The sequence below is a fragment of the Amycolatopsis melonis genome (genome assembly GCF_040064235.1).
GTDB lineage: Bacteria > Actinomycetota > Actinomycetes > Mycobacteriales > Pseudonocardiaceae > Amycolatopsis > Amycolatopsis melonis.
The window spans coordinates 42,501-59,757 of sequence record NZ_JBDZYD010000017.1; the positions used below are offsets into that span (position 1 = coordinate 42,501).

Sequence of the window (17,257 nt, forward strand, 5' to 3'; positions counted from 1 at the left end):
CTCACTGGGCCGCGCCGGAAGCAGGTTCGAGATCCGGGCTCGCCGCCTCGACCGGAACCACACCACGGCGACGGCTGTACAGCACCGCCGCCACGCCCAGCACGAGCGGCACCAGCAGGAACCACTCGGAGAACGCCAGCACCACGCCCATGACCACGGCCGCCAGTACCGCGCCGAACCACACCGGGCGGCCGGTCGGCAGCAGGCGGGCTCCCGCGACCAGGCCCGCGACCGTGACCGCGATGAAGCACGCCGACGCGCCCAGCATGACCGACCCCAGCGACGCGCCGGTCGTCAACGCGATCACCGAGACCGCCACCGACAGCACGCCGAGGACCGCGAGGCTGCGCCGCGGGACTTCGCCTGCCTTGTTGCCCTTGGCCATCCAGCTCGGCAGGGCGCCGTCGCGGGCCAGGGCCGCGCCGAGGCGGCTTGCGCCCGCCAGGTAGGCCGTCATCGTGCCGAGGGCGAGCAGGGCCGCCACCGTCGCGGTGATTGCCGAGGCTGCGCCGCCGACGCCTGCCTGGAGCAGCAGGCTCAGCGGGACCGGGCTGTCCTCCAGCTGCGGGCCGAGGACCAGCACCGAGGTCACCGACAGTCCGATGTAGAGGATCGCGACGACGGCCAGCGTCAGCGCGGTGACCCGGCGCAGGTCACGGGCCGGGTTGCGGAACTCGCCGGACAGGTGCGTCACGGCCTCCCAGCCGGCGAAGGAGAAGAACAGCAGGCTCGCCGCGCTGCCCACCGACCAGAAACCGTGCGGCGCAAACGGAGTCAGGTTCGCCGTGCGTGCGGACGGCAGCGCGGCCACGCACGCGATCAGCAGCAGCAGCGCGAGCACGCCGACGAGCATGAGCTGCACCCGGCCGGAGATCTTCAGGCCCAGCGCGTTGCTGGTGAACGCGAGCCCGAGCAGCACGACCGCGATGAGCAACGCCTCCGTCTGGCCGCCGCCGAGTGCGTCCGCGACGTAGCGGCCGCCCACGTACGCCGTCGCGGGCGCGCCGGCGGGCAGGGCGAAGTAGAACCAGTACCCCACGACGGCGGACGCGCGGGGCCCGAACGCCTTCGAAACGAAGGTCGCGACGCCGCCGCCGTCGGGATACCGGCCGCCGAGTGCCGCGAACGTCGTCGCGACCGGGACACAGAACAGCAGCAGCAGGGCCCAGGCGAGCACGGAGGCAGGCCCGGCCTCCTTGGCGGCCAGCGAAGGCAACGCCAGGATGCCCGCACCGAGGATGGCGCCCACGTAGATCGCGGTGCCCTGCCCGATGCCGATACGCGCGGAACTCACTCTCGACCCCTCCCGAGTGACGAGCCTATAGACCTAAAGCATTTGATACCATCGACCTTAGATCAGTCGACCCCAAGGAGGATAATGCCTCAGGAACACAGGTGGGACGAGGGTTCTCACCGAGATGGCGTATTCGACGAGGTCGACCGGTCGCTGCTGGCGCTGCTCCAGGAGTCCGGGCGGATGACGCTGGCCGAGCTGGGCCGCCGCGTCGGCCTCAGCTCACCGAGCGTCTCGGACCGGCTGCGGCGGCTGGAGGAGGGCGGCGCGATCCTCGGCTACTCGGCCGTGGTCAACCCGGCGGCGCTCGGGCACCGGCTGAACGCGTTCGTCCGGCTGGCGCCCGCGGTCCGCACCGCCGACCGCACCCCGATGAAGCGCATCCTGGACCGCCCGGAGGTCCTGGAGGCCCACCACGTCGTCGGGGACGACTGCTGGATCTTCAAGGTCGTCGTCCGCGACACGGTGCACCTGGAGCGCCTGCTGGCGGAGTTCGCCGAAGTCGGGTCGACGACGACGTCGATCGTGCTGTCCTCCCCGGTCCGGCACCGCTCGGTGCTGCCGTACGAGCCGGGCCCGGCGCTGCCCGAGGACTGATCCGGCCGCGCTTGGCAGCTTCCGGACAGCACGCTCCGCACCACCCCGCCGGGTCCGACACTGACCGGAGACACGGAGGTGGCGATGAAGACGATCGGCAAGGGCCTCAGGTGGTGCGTGAGCTTCCGGGGACGGGCCACCCGCAAGGAGTTCTGGCTGCTGTTCCTCGCCGTCGCCGCCGTGAGCGTGCCCGCGGTGGAAACGGACTTCACGCCGCTGATGGTGCTCTACCTGCTGATGCTGGTGCCCATGGTCGCGGTCGGGGTCCGCAGGCTCCACGACCTCGGCCGCCGGGGTGGCTGGCTGTGGCTGGCGATTTCGGCGCTCGGCCTGATCGCCCTGCTCATCATGCTTTCCGACCGCGGTCAGCCGCACGCGAACCGGTTCGGCCCGCCGCCGGGCGCCGGCGACCTCGCCGGCACCCCGGCGGCCGGATAAGTCGGGGCCCCTCAGCGGGCCAGCAGGTCCCGGATCGCCGTGACGATCTCCTCGGGCGCTTCCTCGGCCATGAAGTGCCCGGCCCGGGTCAGCCGGTGGTCCAGGTCCGGCGCCCACGCCCGCCACACCGCGGCGGCGTCATACCCCAGCTGGGCGCCCCAGTCCTGCTGGACCACCGTCACCGGCATGGCCAGCTGCGACCCCGCGTCGAGGTCGGCCTGGTCGTGGGTGACGTCGATGCCCGCCGAGGCGCGGTAGTCCGCGACGATCGACGGCACCGCCGCCGCGCTCGCCCGCAGGTACTCGGCGCGGACGTCGTCCGGGATGGCCGCCGGGTCGTTGGCCCAGGCGTCGAGGAACGAGCCGAAGAACGCGTCCGCGCTGTTGGCGATCATCGTTTCCGGCAGTCCCGGCGGCTGCGCCATGAGGAAGAGGTGGTAGCCGACGGCCGCCGGGACGCCGTGCAGCACGTCCCACATGTCCAGCGTCGGCACGACGTCGAGGATGCCCAGGTGCGAGACGGTCTCGGGGTGGTCGAGACCGGCGCGGAAGGCGACCAGCGCGCCCCGGTCGTGCCCGACGAGGGCGAAGCGCTCGTGGCCGAGTGCCGCCGCGAGGGCCACCACGTCGGCGGCCATCGTGCGCTTGGCGTACACCTCCTCGCCGGTGGCCGCCGGCTTGTCGCTGGCGCCGTACCCACGCAGGTCCGGGCAGATCACCGTGTGCTCGCCGGCCAGCCGCGCGGCGACGTGCCGCCACATCAGGTGGGTCTGCGGGAAACCGTGCAGCAGGACCACCGGCCTGCCGCTGCCGCCGACGGCGGCCGCCAGCTCGGTACCGCCGGCACCGGGCAGGCGGAGGTGGTCGAAACCGGGAATGGTGAGGGTCATCGAAGGCTGTCTTTCCGGATCGGGAACCTGACGCGGCCAGCCTGCGCGACGCCGATCAGCAACCGATCAGTGCGCACGGGCGCGCGCCGGGGCGGGGACCCATGATGGGGTCATGCGAATCGACGTGCTCGGTGCCGTGCGGGCGCTGCGGGACGACGGCAGCCCCGTCGACCTCGGCGGTCCGCGCCACCGGGAGGTGCTCGCCCGGCTCGTCGCCGCCGAGGGGCGGCTGGTCACCACCGGCACACTCGTCGGCGACCTGTGGACCGAGCCGCCCGCCCGCGCGGTCGGCGCGCTGCGGACGTTCGTCGCCGCGCTGCGCCGCGCGCTCGAACCCGGCAGGCCGCCCCGGACTCCCCCGCGGGTGATCGTCACCGAAGGCACCGGGTACGCCCTGCGCCTGCCCCGGGAGAACATCGACGTCCACCGGTTCGAGGACGCCCTCGCCCGTGCCCGGCACACGCCCGCCGCGGTGACCGGCCTCGCCGCGGCACTCGCGGACTGGCGCGGGCCCGTCTACGCCGACCTGCCCGCCTCGCCGTGGGTGCAGCGCGAACAGCACCGGCTCGAGGAGCTGCGGCTGGCGGGGCTCGAACTGCGTGCCCGCATCCTGCTCGACGCCGGCGAGGGCGCCGATCTCGTCGCCGAACTCGGCGCGCACGTCGCCGAACACCCCTGGCGCGAGCCCGCCTGGGGGCTGCTCGCCCGCGCGCTGCACCGCGCGGGCCGCCAGGCCGACGCCCTGGACACCCTCCGGCGCGCTCGGCGGATGCTCGTCGGCCAGCTCGGGCTCGACCCCGGTGCCGAGCTGCAACGCCTGGAAGCCGACATCCTCGCCGGACCCGTCGCCTACACCGGCGGGAGTCTCCGGCTCGGCCCGCGCACCACGGTGCACCTGGCCCGCACGCTCGCGCTGGCCGGCGGCGACGCGCTCGTCCACTCCCGGCGCGACCGCCTCGCCGCGATCCAGGCCGCCGAACGCACCGGCGACCTCGAGCTGACCGCCCGGGTCATCGGCGCCTACGACGTGCCCGCGATCTGGAGCCGCGCCGACGACCTCGAGCAGTCCCGCGCCGTCGTCGCGGCCGCCGAACGCACGCTCACCGGGCTCGGCCCGGACGCCCCCGCCGGACTGCGGGCCCGGCTCCTGGCCACGATCGCCGTCGAAAGCCGCAGCGCAGGCCAGACCGGCCCCGAGCGCGAGCGCGCCCGTCAGGCCGCAGGCGAAGCCGAGACGCTGGCCCGGGAACTGGCCGATCCCGCGCTGCTGGCGTTCGCGCTCAACGGGGTGTTCCTGCAGTCGTTCACCCGTCCCGGGCTCGCGGCCGTGCGGGACGGGATCGGCGCCGAAATCCTCGACGTCGCCACGAAACACGACCTGCCGAACTTCGCCGTCCTCGGCAGGCTCGTCCGCCTGCAGTCCGCCTCGGCCCGCGGCGACTTCGAGGCGGCGGCCACGCAGGCCACCGAGGCGGAAAAGCTCGCGGCCGGCACCGAGGCGCCGCTCGTCGCCGTCCTGACCGCCTGGTTCCGTGCCATGGTGACGGCCACCCGCAGCACCGAACCCGGCGGACCGTCGCCCGCCGAGGCCGCGGCGCAGTACCGCGCCGCGGAAGACGCCCTGCGGCCCGCCGGGATGCCGGGCCTGCACCGCGGTCTGTTTCCGCTGGCCCTGCTGGGACTACGGCTGCTGCACGACCGCCCGGCCCCCACCGACCGGCACCTCGACTGGGGCCCGTACCGGCACTGGGCCCACCCGCACGTCCTGCTCGCCCAGAGCCGGGACGAGGAAGCCCGTGCCGCGCTCGCGGCGGCGCCGGAGCCGCCGTACGACCACATGCAGGAGGCGATGTGGTGCCTGACCGCGCACGCGGCCGTGGTCCTCGGCGACCGAGCCGTCGCCGCCCGGGCCGCGACCGCCCTGCGTGAGGCGGGTTCGGAACACGCCGGGGCGGGCAGCGGAATGCTGACGCTGGGACCGGTGGCGCGCTACCGCGAACCGGCGGAGGCCTGCGCGGCCGGGCACTGACTGTCCCGGCCGTAAAGATGTTCCGCCGATTTCTGATTCTCGTCTTCACGACTCCGGAAGTCGCGGACCTGCGGGTACGGTCCGGGCCAGACGCTGCTGCCACCGGAGGTGTGCCTTGCCGAAACCGGACGTCCCCATCGAGCTGGACCGGAAGTTCGTCGAGGACCCGCGCGCGTTCTATGAGAGCCTGCGCCATGCGCCGGTGCAGCAGGTGATCATGCCGCCGGAGGCGGGCGCGTGGCTGCCACCCGGTCGGCGCGTGTGGCTGGCGACGTCCTATTCGGACGCACGGGCACTGCTGGCCGACAGCAGGCTGCGCAAGGACAACGACCGCATGATGGAGCTGTACCGCGCCCGGCAGGCGGCGGACACCCCAGAGCGCGGGTTCTCCTCGGCGCTGGAAGCGCATCTGCTCAACCTCGATCCGCCGGACCACACCCGGCTGCGCAAGCTGGTCACCCAGGCGTTCACCAGGCGCACCGTCGAGCGCCTGCGGCCGCGGCTCGAACAGGTCGCCGCCGAGCTGCTCGACGACGTCGAGGGCGCCGGAACCGTCGATTTGCTGGACGCCTTCGCGTCCCCGCTGCCGATCATCGCGATCTGCGAGCTGCTGGGCGTGCCGCACGCCGACCGCGCCCGGTTCCGGACCTGGTCCGGCACGATCGTCCGCAGTGCCGACCCGGCGCAGCTGCAGGACCACTCGACGGCGCTCGCGGCCTACCTGGCGGAGCTGATCGAGGCCAAGCGTGCCGCGCCCGGCGAGGATCTGCTGTCCGGCCTCGTGCACGTCACGGACGCGGGCGACCGGCTGTCCGAAGTGGAGCTGCTGTCGATGGCGTTCCTGCTGCTGGTGGCCGGGCACGAAACGACGGTCAACCTGATCGGCAACGGCGTGCTGATCCTGCTCCGGCGGCCGGAGCTGCTGGCCCGGCTCCGGCAGGACCCCGCCCTGATCCCCGGCGCGATCGAGGAGTTCCTGCGCTTCGAAAGCCCGGTCCACCTGGCGACGCTGCGTTTCACGGCGGAACCCGTCCGGGTCGGCGAGGTCGAGATTCCCGCAGGCGAGTTCGTCCTGGTGTCGCTGCTGGCCGCGAACCGCGACGCCGCCCGGTTCCCGGACCCCCACGAGTGCGACATCACCCGGCCCGCGGGCGGCCACCTGGCCTTCGGGCACGGCATCCACCACTGCCTGGGCGCACCCCTGGCGCGGATGGAGGGCGAGATCGCGCTCCGCGCACTGCTCGGCCGCTTCGGAAACCTGGAGCTGGACGCTGCACCGGATTCGGTGCGCTGGCAGGAAAGCGTGCTGACGCGGGGGCTGGACACCCTCAAGGTCCGGGTGTCCTGACCGGCACGGCCGGGCACACGGTGCCCGCCGCGGGCAGCGTCAGTTCGTCCAAATAGGACTGGATGTGCGCGGCCACGCACGGCGACGACAGGAACGCGATGTGGGCGTCGCCCGCGTACGTCAGCAGCACGCTGCCGCCGATTTCCGCCGACACCCTGGCGACGTCCGGATACGGCGACCAAGGGTTGCCCCGCGCCCCCACGACGAGAACCGGCGGCACACCCCGGACCACGGTCGGCCCTGGCGGATTCGTTCCCGGCCTCCGTCCGACACAGCCGCTCAAGGCGTCCCACGCCTGAGACGCGCCGCGGGTGTGCGGAGCCAGCGCGGTCACGATCGGCCGGGCGGCCGCGAGGTCGACCACCGACGCCGGGTAGTCGTCGCACTGCCCGGCCCGCAGCGGGTTCCACAGGTCGCGGTAGCCCCACGAGTAGCGGTAGACGAACGCGAACGTCGGGCTCGCGCCACTGCCCGCCTGCTGGATGGCGGTGGCGAGGTCGGCCCAGCCCATGCCCCCGCCGGGCAGCGTGAGATCGCCGATTTCCAGCAGCTGCTCGGTCAGGAAGGCCAGGTCGTCACCCCGCACCAGGACCGTGGCCTGCTGCGGCTCCGGACGCCCCGGCTCGGGCGGCAGGTCGAGCCGCACCGGATATCGGTCGGCATGGCGCAGCAGCGAGTCGTAGACCGCGGCGACATCCTGTCCATGAAGGACACAGCTCGCCGATCCGTTGCACCACGCGACGAACCGGTTGAACTCACGCTCCACTGTGGACGCGTACTCGGCGGCCCTGACCACGACGGGAACGCTGTGGTCGAGCGGGCTGTCCATCGCCATGGCCCGGACACGGTGCGGGAACAGGCGCGCGTAGGCCTGGCCGGGACCGGTGTAGCCGTAGAAGAAGAAACTCACCTTCTCCTCCCCCAGCGCGGCCCGGACGGCGTCGAGGTCCTTGGCCTGGGTGACGGCGTCCATATGGTCGGCCAGCGGGCTGGTGCAGCTCGCCTCGTACGCGCGGTTGTACCGGACGAGCGCGTCGACCTCGGCCGCCGAGGAGCTGATGCCGGGATCGTGCACCGGCAGTCCGCACTCGATCGCGTCGGAGCGGAACGGCGCCGGTTGCCTGCCGTTGAAGGGATGGATCCCGCCGCCGCGGACGTCCACGCCGATGAGGTCGAAGTCGCGCAGCAGGTCCGGGAACATCGCGAACACCCCGGACCGGACGTCGGTCAGCAGGAAGTCGAACCCCACCCCGGGCGCCATGAACAGGGCACCCTTGCGGTGCGCCGGGTCGGCTTTGTGCCGGTTGAACGCGAGCGTGATCCGCGGGCCGTCCGGGACGTCCCAGTCCAGCGGGACAGTGATCTTCGCGCAGTCCGCGGCCGGCCCGCAGGGCACCCAGTCCAGCCGCGGCGCCGCGGCCACCGGCTGGGCCAGGGCGGTGACGAGCAGGATGACAAGTGCCGCGATCTTCCCCCGCATAGCTCTCCCCCAGAGATGTTTTGTTACTAAGAGTCTTAGCACGGGGTGAGGCTGGCTGTCCACCGAGCAATCGCGACAACTTGCCACGAAACCGGCGACGAAGTTCTACGCTGGCCCTGTCCGGCCGACGAGGGAGGGCCCTGTGACGGACGTGAATCCCGCGGAACTGGAAAGGCCGCGAATCTGGTGGACGACGCAGTACGGCACTTCAGAGCACGAAATGTCGATCTCCACGACGTCGGGAACGAGGTCCACGGCGGCCTGCACCTGCGAGCGGGTTACGGCAAGACCGGCGGCTACCAGCGCGGCCTGGAGAACTTCAGCGCGGCCTTCGAGAAGGTCTTCGACGAGTTCCTCGCCGACGAGGACGCCTTCTGCCTGTTCCTGGAAGGCTTTCGTGATCGGCTCCGGCAGGCCGCCGGGACGTACCAGGCGACCGAGGCGCGAGCCACCGAGTCGCTGAACCGGATCGCCACCCAGCTCGGCACGGCGGACGGGCCGCGGCCATGACGTGGACCTACGACGACAGCTACGAGGGCATCAGCCACCTGGACGCGGTCTTCCTCGACGGCAATGCGCCGCGGCTGCGCGGAATGCTGCGCAGTCTCGCGGAACTGAAGTACACCGGCGACACCTGGCCGCCCCGGTACGTCGACGTCGGCAAGATCGAAATCACCGAAATGAACGACGGCGAGCTGCGCTCGGGCCTGACCCCGGGCGAAGCCGACTTCTACGACGAATACCCGATCCTGCAGGGGTCCGCACGCAGCGATCCCCGGCCGGACCTGACTCCCGAGGACTTCTTCTACCACGCGGACATTCTGTCCGGGCAGGACATCGGCACGGTTCCCGAGCACGCGAACGAGATCCGGGAATCGCTGAAGGTCGTTTCCGGCGGCTGGGTCGGCAGCGCGCTCGACCGGATCGAGGCCGCGCGGCTGGGGCAGTCCCATCCCCTGTGGGTCCAGCTCGTCGAGAACTTCGCGAAAGACGGCGGATACGTCTGGCAGTTCTGGAAGGACGACGCCGGCAAGGCCGCGATGGAACAGTTCGCGAAACTGCACCTCTGGCACGGCGACCGCGATCCCGGCGACCTCTACCGCGGCCAGGGGCTCGGCCGGATGGCGCACTGCCTGGTGGGTTACGCCGCGGTGATCCACGGCGCCCGGCTCGACATCGACAACCTCATGGGCGCTTGTGTGCGGAACGTGCACGCCTGGGACAACCAGACCCAGCACCTTTCCGACATCGGGTGGATGCTGCTGAGCGGAATCACCAACGTGATCGCCGGCGTCCAGCTCGAAAAGGCCGTCGCGGCCGTCATGACCATCAACGACATCGGCCAGGAAATGAAGCACCAGAAGGAACTGCAGGCCGGTGGCTGCTACGACATCCTCGAGAACTATCTCCACGAAGCCGACGACGTCCTGAAGAAGGCCGTGGCCGGGGTGGAAGCCCTCGTCGACGAGGTGCGGGCCATCCGGCACGAGTTCGTCAACGCGCCCGTGCCGAAGTGGTGATCACGTAACGGGTGTCACGGCGCAGGCTGTGCACCATCGTCAGGAGGCCGAACAGGGTCACCGTCACCAGCACCAGGAGGCCACCCGCCTGCCGGACGCCCATGGCCGCGTCGGCCGGAGCCGCGAAGGCGGCGGAGACCAGCACCGGCAGAGCCAGGGCGAGCGCACCGGCCACCGCGGTCCAGATCCGCCCCGCCGACCGCGACAACGCCAGCAGCACCACGCCGACGAGACAGCACAGACCGACCACGGCAAGCACGGTCCTGAGCACGGCACCGAAGGTGGTCGCGGCGGCGTCGTCCAGGTCGAGCCCGCCCGCGGCGGCCGCCAGCGCCAGCAGGCCGAGCAGGAGCGAGAAGGTCACGGCCAAGGCAAACGGGACCCGGCTCGGCCGGTACTGCACCATCGTCTCGTTCATCTGCCCCTCCTGGGTCCGCCGGATTCTGCTGTGCCCGAGTCAACCTCCTTGAGTGGTGGCCCGGCGCACACTGGCAGGAACCGGCCACCCTCTGCGCCGCCGTCGTGAGGACGGAAGCGGTTTGGAAGTCGGGGCGAGCACGATACGGGGGAACGTGAAGGAGCAGACCATGAAACGTGCTGTAGCAGCCGCTTTGCTGACCGCGGCCGCCCTCGCGGTGCTCGCCCCGGCGGCATCCGCGGCAAGCGCCCCCCTGACGGACCCATCCCCGATCGGCGGAATGGGCGGCGGTCCCTACATCGGCGACGTCCCGAAGCCCGGCCCGAGCACCCCCTGACCGCAAGCGGGCCCGCGCCCCGGTGGTGCGGGCTCGCCGGTGTTCAGCGGTGCGCACCGCTATTCGATATACGGCGAGGTGAACCCGGCCTCGACGAACAACCCGGCCTCCACGATCGGCGCGAGCGCGGGCCCGACATCGACCGGGGTCCCCAGGTAGAGGTAGTAGTCGTACCCGACGTGGACATACGCCCGGTCGCCGTCCTCCAACCGGCACCAGAAACCGGCCTCGCGCAGGAGTGCCCGGCAGATCTCCACCGCCTCGGGCAGTGCGACCGGCTTTCCCTCGGTCAGTGAATCAGGCGCGTCTCCGTGATCCTCGAGTCCGCGCACCCGCAGCTGCTCGATGCCCGCCGCCTCGAGGCCGGTGCGCACTGCCATCAGGTACAGCCCCTCGATCCGCTCGTACGCCTCCCGGGTCAGCTCCACCCCGTCGAACGTCTTCCCGATGTCGGAGAACGACGTCCACTCGTCCCGCGTGTACGCCCCGCCCGGCCCGCTGTAGAACCGCGGGTCGTACTTCGTGATCTTGTACCGGAACTCGGCCATCAGTCCCCCACCATGTGCAGCTGCCACAGCCCGTATCCCAGCACGACCGCACTCTTCCTGGCCACGATGTTGGGGTTGACACGGCTAGTCATTTCAGTCGAGACTGAAGCAACTAGTCGAGGAGGAGCGCTGTGTCCGGTCCGGACAACCAGGACGAGGTGCTGCAGTGGATCGAGCGCGTGGCCACGTTCTGCGTGGAGGAATGGGCGCTGCCGCCGATCACCGGGCGGATTCTCGGCCTGCTGATGATCTGCGACCCGCCCGAACGCTCCGCCGGCCAGATTGCCGAGACGATCCAGGCCAGCCGCGCCTCGCTGACGTCGAACATGCGCTTTCTCTCCGCCATCGGGCTCGTGCGCAGGGTTCGCGTGCCCGGTGACCGGACCACCTACTACCGCATCGAAGACGACGCCTGGCACAAGGTGATCCAGCGCAAGCTCGACAGTCTCGGCGCCTTCGGCGACATCGCCGACGAAGGCGTGGCACTCGCCGGCCCGCACGCCGAACGCATCCGCGCCGCCCAGCGGTCGCTGACCTGGCTGCGCGACATCGCCGCGCGCAATCCCCCGACACCGTGAGGACTTCCGTGTACCGCCTGGACCTGGACCCGCTCCGGGAAACCCTGCTGCTCACCCTCTACGCGAGGGCGCTGGACAGCAAGCTGCCCCACCCGATCCTCGGCGACACCCATTCCGCCGCCGTCGCCGACCAGATCGACTACGACTTCGGCAAGCTCAAGCTCAAGCCTGGTCTCGTCGGCAGCACCGCACTGCGTGCCAGGAAACTCGACGACGCGGTCCGGGCGTTCGTCGCCGCCCACCCGGGCGCCGTCGTGCTCGACCTCGGCTGTGGGCTCGACACCCGCGTCCTCCGCTGCGACCCGCCGGACGGCGTCGACTGGTACGACGTCGACTTCCCCGACGTCGTCGACCTGCGGCCGCGGTTCCTGCCGGACCGGTCGCTGCGGCTCGGCGCCGACCTGACCACGCCGGGGTGGCTCGACCCGCTCCCCCGCGACCGGCCCGCCATGATCGTCGCCGAAGGACTGCTGCCGTTCCTGCCCGGCGACACCTTCCGGCGGCTGGCCCGGGAGCTGACCGCGCACTTCGAGACCGGGGAACTCGCCCTCAACGGCTACACCCGGTTCGCCGCCTGGTCGATGAAGTACCACCCGGCGATCAAGGCGATCGGGATCGCCGCCGCGCAGGGGTTCGACGACCCGCGCGAGCCCGAAACCTGGCAGGCCGGCCTGACCCTGGCCGAGGAGCAGCTGCTGACCCGCGCCCCGGAAGTGGCCGCGTTTCCGCAGCCCCTGCGCACGGTCACGCGGCTCATGAGCCACAGCACCGCACTGTCCCGGCAGGGCACCCGCGTCCTGCGCTACCGGTTCGGTCCCCGATGAACGCGGTCACCGCCTCGGCCACCGCGGCGGGTTGCTCGTCGGGGATGAAGTGTCCCGCGCCGGGGATCACGACTCCCCGTGTGTCGGCCGCCCAGGGGCTCAGGGACGCCGCCATGTCCGGGATCGAGCCGTGGGAACTCGAAATTCCCAGCACCGGCAAGGACAATGCGCCCCGGCTTAGCGCTTCGTGGTTGCGGCGTCCCGATTCCGCGGCATCGCGGTAGTAGGCCAGGGCCGCGCGTAAGCCGTCCCCGGCCGCGATCGCGGCGGCGTAGTGGTCGATTTCGGCGTCGGCGAACGTGTCCGGGGACAGCGCCTTGGCCTTCAGGAACCACGCCACGTAGTCCCGCTCGCGGCCCGCCAGGAGGATCTCCGGAAGATCGGGCACCGTGTGGAACGCGAAGTGCCAGGTCTTCCACGCCCGTGCGGGATCGGTCGGGATGGACTCCGGGAGGGTGATTCCCGGGATGCCGGCGTCCAGCAGCGCGACACCGTGCAGCTGCCGCTCGTGGTTCAGGGCCAGCGAAAACGCCACCCAGGCCCCGATGTCGTGGGCGACGAGCCAGTACTTCGCCACGCCGAGCCGGATCACGGCCGCGTGGACGCGCGCCGCGACGGTGTGGGTGTCGTAGCTGCCGGGCGGGCGGTCCGAATGGCCCTGCCCGGGCAGGTCGATCGCGAGGACCCGGTACCGGCGGGCCAGCTCCGGCAGCACCTTGCGCCACGCCCACCAGGTCTGCGGGAAGCCGGCGAGCAGGACGACCACCGGGCCGTCCGGACGGCCGCCGTCCACGGCGTGCAGCCGGACGCCCTCCCCCTCGGTCCAGCGGTGGGTGAAACCGGGCAGGCCGGGCAGCGGCAACCGGGAGATCATGGCGCAAACCTACCTCATCTTGAACTGGTTGGTCCAAGATGGGATGGTGGGGCGATGGCAGGACGGAAGCAGTTCGACATGGACGTCGCACTCGACGCGGCGATGGTCCAGTTCTGGCGGGCAGGCTACGCCGCGACCTCCGTGGACGACCTGTCCAGGGCCACCGGGCTGAACCGCAGCTCGATCTACGCCTCCCTCGGCGACAAGGATTCGCTGTACCTGCGCTGCCTGGACCGCTACGCCACGCGGTACGGCGAGCAGTACGACCAGGCCCTCGCGGGCGCGGCCGAAGACCCGCTGCGGGCAGTGCGTGCCTTCTTCGACGTCACCCTGCGCCGCATCGCCGACCCCGCGGTGCCCGACGGCTGCCTGATCGCCCAGACCGCGATGGCGATCCCGGCACTGAGCCCGGCCATCGCCGCACGCGCGGTCCGGGCTCTCGAAGCCCAGCAGAAGCGGTTGCGCGCCGCGCTGACCGCCGCGGCTCTGCCCGATGCCCGGGACTTCGCCGTCCACTTCGCCGCGGTCAACCAGTCGCTGGCGGTGCTGAGCCGGGCCGGGGCGAGCCCGCGGGAGCTTCGCACGGTCGTCGACGTCAGTCTGGGCGCACTCAGCCCTTCACCGCGCCCGCGGTCAGGCCCTCGGTCAGGAACCGCTGCCCGAACCCGTACATGAGCACCACCGGGATGCTGACCAGCAGCGACGCCGCGGCCAGCTGGCCCTGCGGCACGACGTCGCCGAAGATCATCGACTGCATGCCGACCGGCAGCGTCTTGTAGTCGTCCTTGGTGATGAACACGAACGCGAACAGGAACTCGTTCCACGCGTTGGTCAGCGTGAACAGCGCGACCGCGAGCAGGCCCGGCTTGGCAAGCGGCAGCACGATCCTCAGGAACGCCCCGAACCGCGTGCAGCCGTCGACCAGCGCTGCCTCCTCCAGATCGGCCGGGATCGACTTGAAGTAGCCGACGAGCAGCCACGTCGCGAACGGCAGCGTGAACGTCGGGTACGCGAGCACCAGCGACCACGGCGAGTCGTTGAGCCCGATCGCGCTCACCAGCTGGTACAGCGGGATGAACAGCAGCGCGCCCGGCATGACGTAGGTGAGCAGGATCGTCACCGTGAAGCTCTCCGAACCGCGGAACTTCAGCCGTGCCAGCGCATAGCCGGCCAGTGCCGCGCAGACCAGGGCGATCACGGTGGAGGCCACCGACACCAGGATCGTGTTGACGTACCAGGTGCCGAACGCCCCGGTGAACAGGTTGGTGAACTGGTCGGTGGTCCACGGGGTCGGCCAGAGATCGTCGGTGCGCGCGACGATCTGGTCGTCGGACTTGAACGCCGTGACCGTCACCCAGTAGAGCGGCGCGAGCACGAAACCCAGCAGCCCTGCGAGCGCAACGCCGGTTCCGGTGCCGCCGACCAGGCGCGCGGCGAGCCGGCTGCCCCGTGCCGCGAGCGCGGAGACGACCCGGCCGACGATGGCCGCGAGCAGCACGAACACCCCCAGCACGACAGCGGCCTTCCAGGCGATGTGCGGCGACGCCCAGACCAGCACGAGCACCGACACCGCGATGATCACCCACGGCAGCGCGCGACGCTGCGCGGGCGTCAGCCGGCGGCGTCCGAGATCGACGGCGCGCGGCAGGTCGCTGCGGCGCATCATCCGCACGAGGATCACCACGAGCACGCCGATCACCGGCAGCATCACCAGCGTGACCGCGGCGCCCGCGCCCAGCTGCAGCTGCTGGATGGCCTTCGAGTACGCCACCATCACGTACGGGGCGGTCGCGTCCCCCGGCCCGCCCTGGGTCATCAGCCAGATCAGGTCGAAGTTGTTGAACGTCCAGATCGACGACAGCAGCACCGTCACGATCATGACGGGACGCAGCCCCGGCAGCGTGATGTGCACGAAGCGCTGCCACGGCGAGGCACCGTCCACCATCGCCGCCTCGTGCAGGTTGCCGTCGATGGCCTTGAGCCCGGCGAGGAACGTCACCGTGAAGAACGGGATGCCCTTCCAGACGTTGACGAGGATCACCGACGGCATCGCGAGCGCGGGATCGGACAGCCATTCCGCGGGCCAGGAGTCGACGAGCCCGAGCGCGGCGAGGGCCGGTCCGATCCCGGTCTCGGTCAGCAGGCTGTTGACACTGCCGAAGATCGGGTCCAGCAGGGACCGCCAGGTGAAGGCCGTGACGACGGTCGGGATCACCCACGGCAGCAGGATCACCCCGGCGACGATCGCCTTGCCGCGGCGCAGGTGGTGCAGGATCAGCGCCGCGATGAGCCCGAGCGTCACCTTGAAGATCTCGGCGTAGGCGGTGAAGACGAACGAGTTGAGCACGCCCTTGTGGAACAGGCCGTCGCCGATGAGGGCGACGTAGTTGTCCAGCCCGACGAAGACCGTCTCCGCGCCGTGGCGTTCGGTGGCGCTGGTGATGACCGAACCGGCGATAGGGACCAGGATCAACCCGGCGACCAGCACCAGCGTCGGCCCGACGAAGACCGCGGCGAGACGCCAGTCGCGCCCGAGCAGCCGCTGCGACCGCGTGAGCGAGGACGACGCGGCGGGCGCCGGGCGGACCGGCGCCCGCTCTGTCCTCTTCGGACGCAGGACGGTCACTGCCGGTAGCCCTGCTGCTCGAAGATCTGCACGATCCGGGCGTGGGTCGCGGCGACGGCTTCGGCGGGCCGGGTGCCCTGGATGACCGACTGCATCATGTCGGTCAGCACGTAGGCGGCGACGGCCGCCTGCTCGCCGGGGCTCGGCGCCTGCGGAAACGCGTAGCCGGTCTTGGTCTTGACCGGCAGCGGCGTGCGGGTCTGCTCGCGCAGCGCGGGAAAGGCCGGGTCACCGGTGGTGTAGTACGGGTCGGAGTCCCACACCTTGTCCCACGACGGGTTGACCAGGCACGGTGCTTCCTTGGCGACGCCGAGCAGCGCGCTCCCGCCTGCCATGAACTTCGCCACCAGCTTGGCCAGCTGGGGGTTCTTCGCGCCCTTGAACACGACGAACGAGTTGGACTCCCCGTACGCGAGCGGCCGGTCGAGTGCCGGCCCGGTGGCGCCGTTGAACGGATGCGTGTTGCCGTAGACCGGGTTCTTCTTCGTCTTCGAGTCGGCGTAGACGCTGAACTGGTTGAGCGTCAGGCCCAGGATCCCGGCCAGCCAGTTCTCGTTGTTGCTCGAATCGGTCCAGCTGCCGACTCCCGGCGGCAGCATCGGCGCGTACTTCGGGTTGCGGTAGATGTCGCCGATGAACGTCACGGCGGCGACGGTCTCCGGCGAGTTGAACACGACCTTGGTGCCGGTGTTGTCGGCGATCGCCCCGCCGTAGGTGTTGATGACGTTCGTGATGAAGCCGTTGGCGTCGCCCGAGCGGTTCACCGTCAGGCCCCAGCCGAAGCGCCGTTTCGCCGGATCGGAGACGGCCAGCGCGTTGTCGCGCAGCTCCTCCCACGTGTAGTACGGCTTGAGCGGCAGGCCTTTCTCGGTGTACCAGTCCTTGCGCAGGTACATCGCGGTCGCGATGAAGTGGTACGGGATCGCGTACCAGCGACCGCCGAACACGCAGTAGTTGTTCGCCTCGGTCGCCGGTTCCCCGTAGAGCGTGCGCATTTCCTCGACGACGTCGGTGACGTCGGTGAGCGCGCCGAGGTTGTGGAGCTGGCCGACGAACCGCCGGTCGCTCAGGAAGGCCAGATCGCGGTTGGTGCCCGCCTTCACCTCGGCGTCCATCTTCGCCACCATGTCGCCGGCGTCGCCGGAGACCAGGTCGTTGCGGATGGTGGTGCCGGTGGCCTTGGCGAAGACCTGCAGCGACCGGTCCAGCGCCTTGTTGGCGGCCTCCGAATACAGTTTCTGCGAAAGCATTCCCACCGATCCGCCGCGGAGGGCGGCGGCCTGGTCGAGCAGTGCCTGGGGCACCTGGACGTCGACCTGCGGTGCGGGTGCGGGGCCGCTGCCGCACCCGGCGAGACCGAGCGCGCCCAGTGCGCTCATCCCCAGGAAGGTGCGTCTCGACCACTCCGTGTTTTCTGCCATGCCTCGTCCGTCCTCGTCGTCGGTTCCGGATCTCG

General features: G+C 71.0%; 18 protein-coding genes. 10 read left to right on the forward strand and 8 right to left on the reverse strand.

What is annotated here, in order from left to right; translation table 11 throughout:
- Position 1: 1 nt before the first annotated feature.
- Positions 2-1,294 (reverse strand): APC family permease, encoded by a 1,293-nt coding sequence (locus tag ABJI51_RS37720; protein ID WP_348955938.1) that lies wholly within the window; start codon positions 1,292-1,294, stop codon positions 2-4.
- 84 nt (positions 1,295-1,378) lie between these two features.
- On the opposite strand from ABJI51_RS37720, the gene ABJI51_RS37725 reads away from it, so the two are divergent.
- Both ABJI51_RS37725 and ABJI51_RS37730 read left to right on the forward strand, forming a co-directional pair.
- Complete coding sequence (locus ABJI51_RS37725) at positions 1,379-1,891, forward strand: Lrp/AsnC family transcriptional regulator (protein ID WP_348955939.1); 513 nt, start codon at positions 1,379-1,381, stop codon at positions 1,889-1,891.
- A gap of 84 nt (positions 1,892-1,975) precedes the next feature.
- Entirely contained in the window at positions 1,976-2,329 is a 354-nt protein-coding gene (locus ABJI51_RS37730; RefSeq protein WP_348955940.1) for a DUF805 domain-containing protein, read from the forward strand.
- An 11-nt stretch (positions 2,330-2,340) separates the two neighbouring features.
- Here ABJI51_RS37730 and ABJI51_RS37735 read toward each other — a convergent pair whose 3' ends face one another.
- Positions 2,341-3,219: an alpha/beta fold hydrolase gene (locus ABJI51_RS37735; protein ID WP_348955941.1), complete on the reverse strand. Its 879-nt coding sequence runs from the start codon at positions 3,217-3,219 to the stop codon at positions 2,341-2,343.
- 112 nt (positions 3,220-3,331) lie between these two features.
- Between ABJI51_RS37735 and ABJI51_RS37740 the strand changes: the two genes are divergently transcribed.
- Together ABJI51_RS37740 and ABJI51_RS37745 are read left to right on the forward strand one after the other, a co-directional pair.
- Positions 3,332-5,248, forward strand: coding sequence for an AfsR/SARP family transcriptional regulator (locus tag ABJI51_RS37740; protein ID WP_348955942.1), 1,917 nt, complete (start codon positions 3,332-3,334; stop codon positions 5,246-5,248).
- Positions 5,249-5,363: 115 nt separating this feature from the next.
- Entirely contained in the window at positions 5,364-6,596 is a 1,233-nt protein-coding gene (locus ABJI51_RS37745) for a cytochrome P450 family protein (RefSeq protein ID WP_348955943.1), read from the forward strand.
- Here the strand turns inward: ABJI51_RS37745 and ABJI51_RS37750 are convergent.
- The gene (locus ABJI51_RS37750) at positions 6,577-8,076 is read right to left on the reverse strand and encodes an alpha/beta hydrolase (protein ID WP_348955944.1); all 1,500 of its coding nucleotides are present in this window, start codon (positions 8,074-8,076) and stop codon (positions 6,577-6,579) included. The two genes, ABJI51_RS37745 and ABJI51_RS37750, sit on opposite strands and share 20 nt — an antisense overlap.
- A 186-nt stretch (positions 8,077-8,262) precedes the next feature.
- Between ABJI51_RS37750 and ABJI51_RS37755 the strand changes: the two genes are divergently transcribed.
- Together ABJI51_RS37755 and ABJI51_RS37760 are read left to right on the forward strand one after the other, a co-directional pair.
- Positions 8,263-8,586 (forward strand): hypothetical protein, encoded by a 324-nt coding sequence (locus ABJI51_RS37755; protein WP_348955945.1) that lies wholly within the window; start codon positions 8,263-8,265, stop codon positions 8,584-8,586.
- On the forward strand, positions 8,583-9,596 hold the full coding sequence (locus ABJI51_RS37760; RefSeq protein WP_348955946.1) for a hypothetical protein: 1,014 nt from the start codon (positions 8,583-8,585) through the stop codon (positions 9,594-9,596). The genes ABJI51_RS37755 and ABJI51_RS37760 overlap by 4 nt, the downstream gene beginning before the upstream one ends.
- On the opposite strand, the gene ABJI51_RS37765 is transcribed toward ABJI51_RS37760, so the two are convergent.
- Positions 9,571-10,014 carry a hypothetical protein gene (locus ABJI51_RS37765; protein WP_348955947.1) on the reverse strand — a complete coding sequence of 148 codons (444 nt, stop codon included), beginning with the start codon at positions 10,012-10,014 and terminating at the stop codon, positions 9,571-9,573. The genes ABJI51_RS37760 and ABJI51_RS37765 overlap by 26 nt on opposite strands.
- Before the next feature lie 169 nt (positions 10,015-10,183).
- Here ABJI51_RS37765 and ABJI51_RS37770 point away from each other — a divergent pair, with 169 nt between their 5' ends.
- The gene (locus tag ABJI51_RS37770) at positions 10,184-10,351 is read left to right on the forward strand and encodes a hypothetical protein (protein ID WP_348955948.1); all 168 of its coding nucleotides are present in this window, start codon (positions 10,184-10,186) and stop codon (positions 10,349-10,351) included.
- Between the two features lie 59 nt (positions 10,352-10,410).
- Here ABJI51_RS37770 and ABJI51_RS37775 read toward each other — a convergent pair whose 3' ends face one another.
- Complete coding sequence (locus ABJI51_RS37775; protein ID WP_348955949.1) at positions 10,411-10,899, reverse strand: hypothetical protein; 489 nt, start codon at positions 10,897-10,899, stop codon at positions 10,411-10,413.
- A 131-nt stretch (positions 10,900-11,030) separates the two neighbouring features.
- Here ABJI51_RS37775 and ABJI51_RS37780 point away from each other — a divergent pair, with 131 nt between their 5' ends.
- Both ABJI51_RS37780 and ABJI51_RS37785 read left to right on the forward strand, forming a co-directional pair.
- Positions 11,031-11,477 carry a GbsR/MarR family transcriptional regulator gene (locus tag ABJI51_RS37780; protein ID WP_348955950.1) on the forward strand — a complete coding sequence of 149 codons (447 nt, stop codon included), beginning with the start codon at positions 11,031-11,033 and terminating at the stop codon, positions 11,475-11,477.
- Between the two features lie 8 nt (positions 11,478-11,485).
- Positions 11,486-12,301, forward strand: coding sequence for a class I SAM-dependent methyltransferase (locus ABJI51_RS37785; RefSeq protein ID WP_348955951.1), 816 nt, complete (start codon positions 11,486-11,488; stop codon positions 12,299-12,301).
- Here the strand turns inward: ABJI51_RS37785 and ABJI51_RS37790 are convergent.
- Positions 12,231-13,175: an alpha/beta fold hydrolase gene (locus tag ABJI51_RS37790; RefSeq protein WP_348955952.1), complete on the reverse strand. Its 945-nt coding sequence runs from the start codon at positions 13,173-13,175 to the stop codon at positions 12,231-12,233. The genes ABJI51_RS37785 and ABJI51_RS37790 overlap by 71 nt on opposite strands.
- 54 nt (positions 13,176-13,229) lie before the next feature.
- Here ABJI51_RS37790 and ABJI51_RS37795 point away from each other — a divergent pair, with 54 nt between their 5' ends.
- On the forward strand, positions 13,230-13,850 hold the full coding sequence (locus tag ABJI51_RS37795) for a TetR/AcrR family transcriptional regulator (RefSeq protein ID WP_348955953.1): 621 nt from the start codon (positions 13,230-13,232) through the stop codon (positions 13,848-13,850).
- Here ABJI51_RS37795 and ABJI51_RS37800 read toward each other — a convergent pair.
- Both ABJI51_RS37800 and ABJI51_RS37805 read right to left on the reverse strand, forming a co-directional pair.
- Entirely contained in the window at positions 13,786-15,801 is a 2,016-nt protein-coding gene (locus tag ABJI51_RS37800; RefSeq protein ID WP_348955954.1) for an ABC transporter permease, read from the reverse strand. The genes ABJI51_RS37795 and ABJI51_RS37800 overlap by 65 nt on opposite strands.
- Positions 15,798-17,222: an extracellular solute-binding protein gene (locus ABJI51_RS37805; protein ID WP_348955955.1), complete on the reverse strand. Its 1,425-nt coding sequence runs from the start codon at positions 17,220-17,222 to the stop codon at positions 15,798-15,800. Before ABJI51_RS37805 ends, ABJI51_RS37800 begins: the two co-directional genes overlap by 4 nt.
- Between the last annotated feature and the right edge of the window lie 35 nt (positions 17,223-17,257).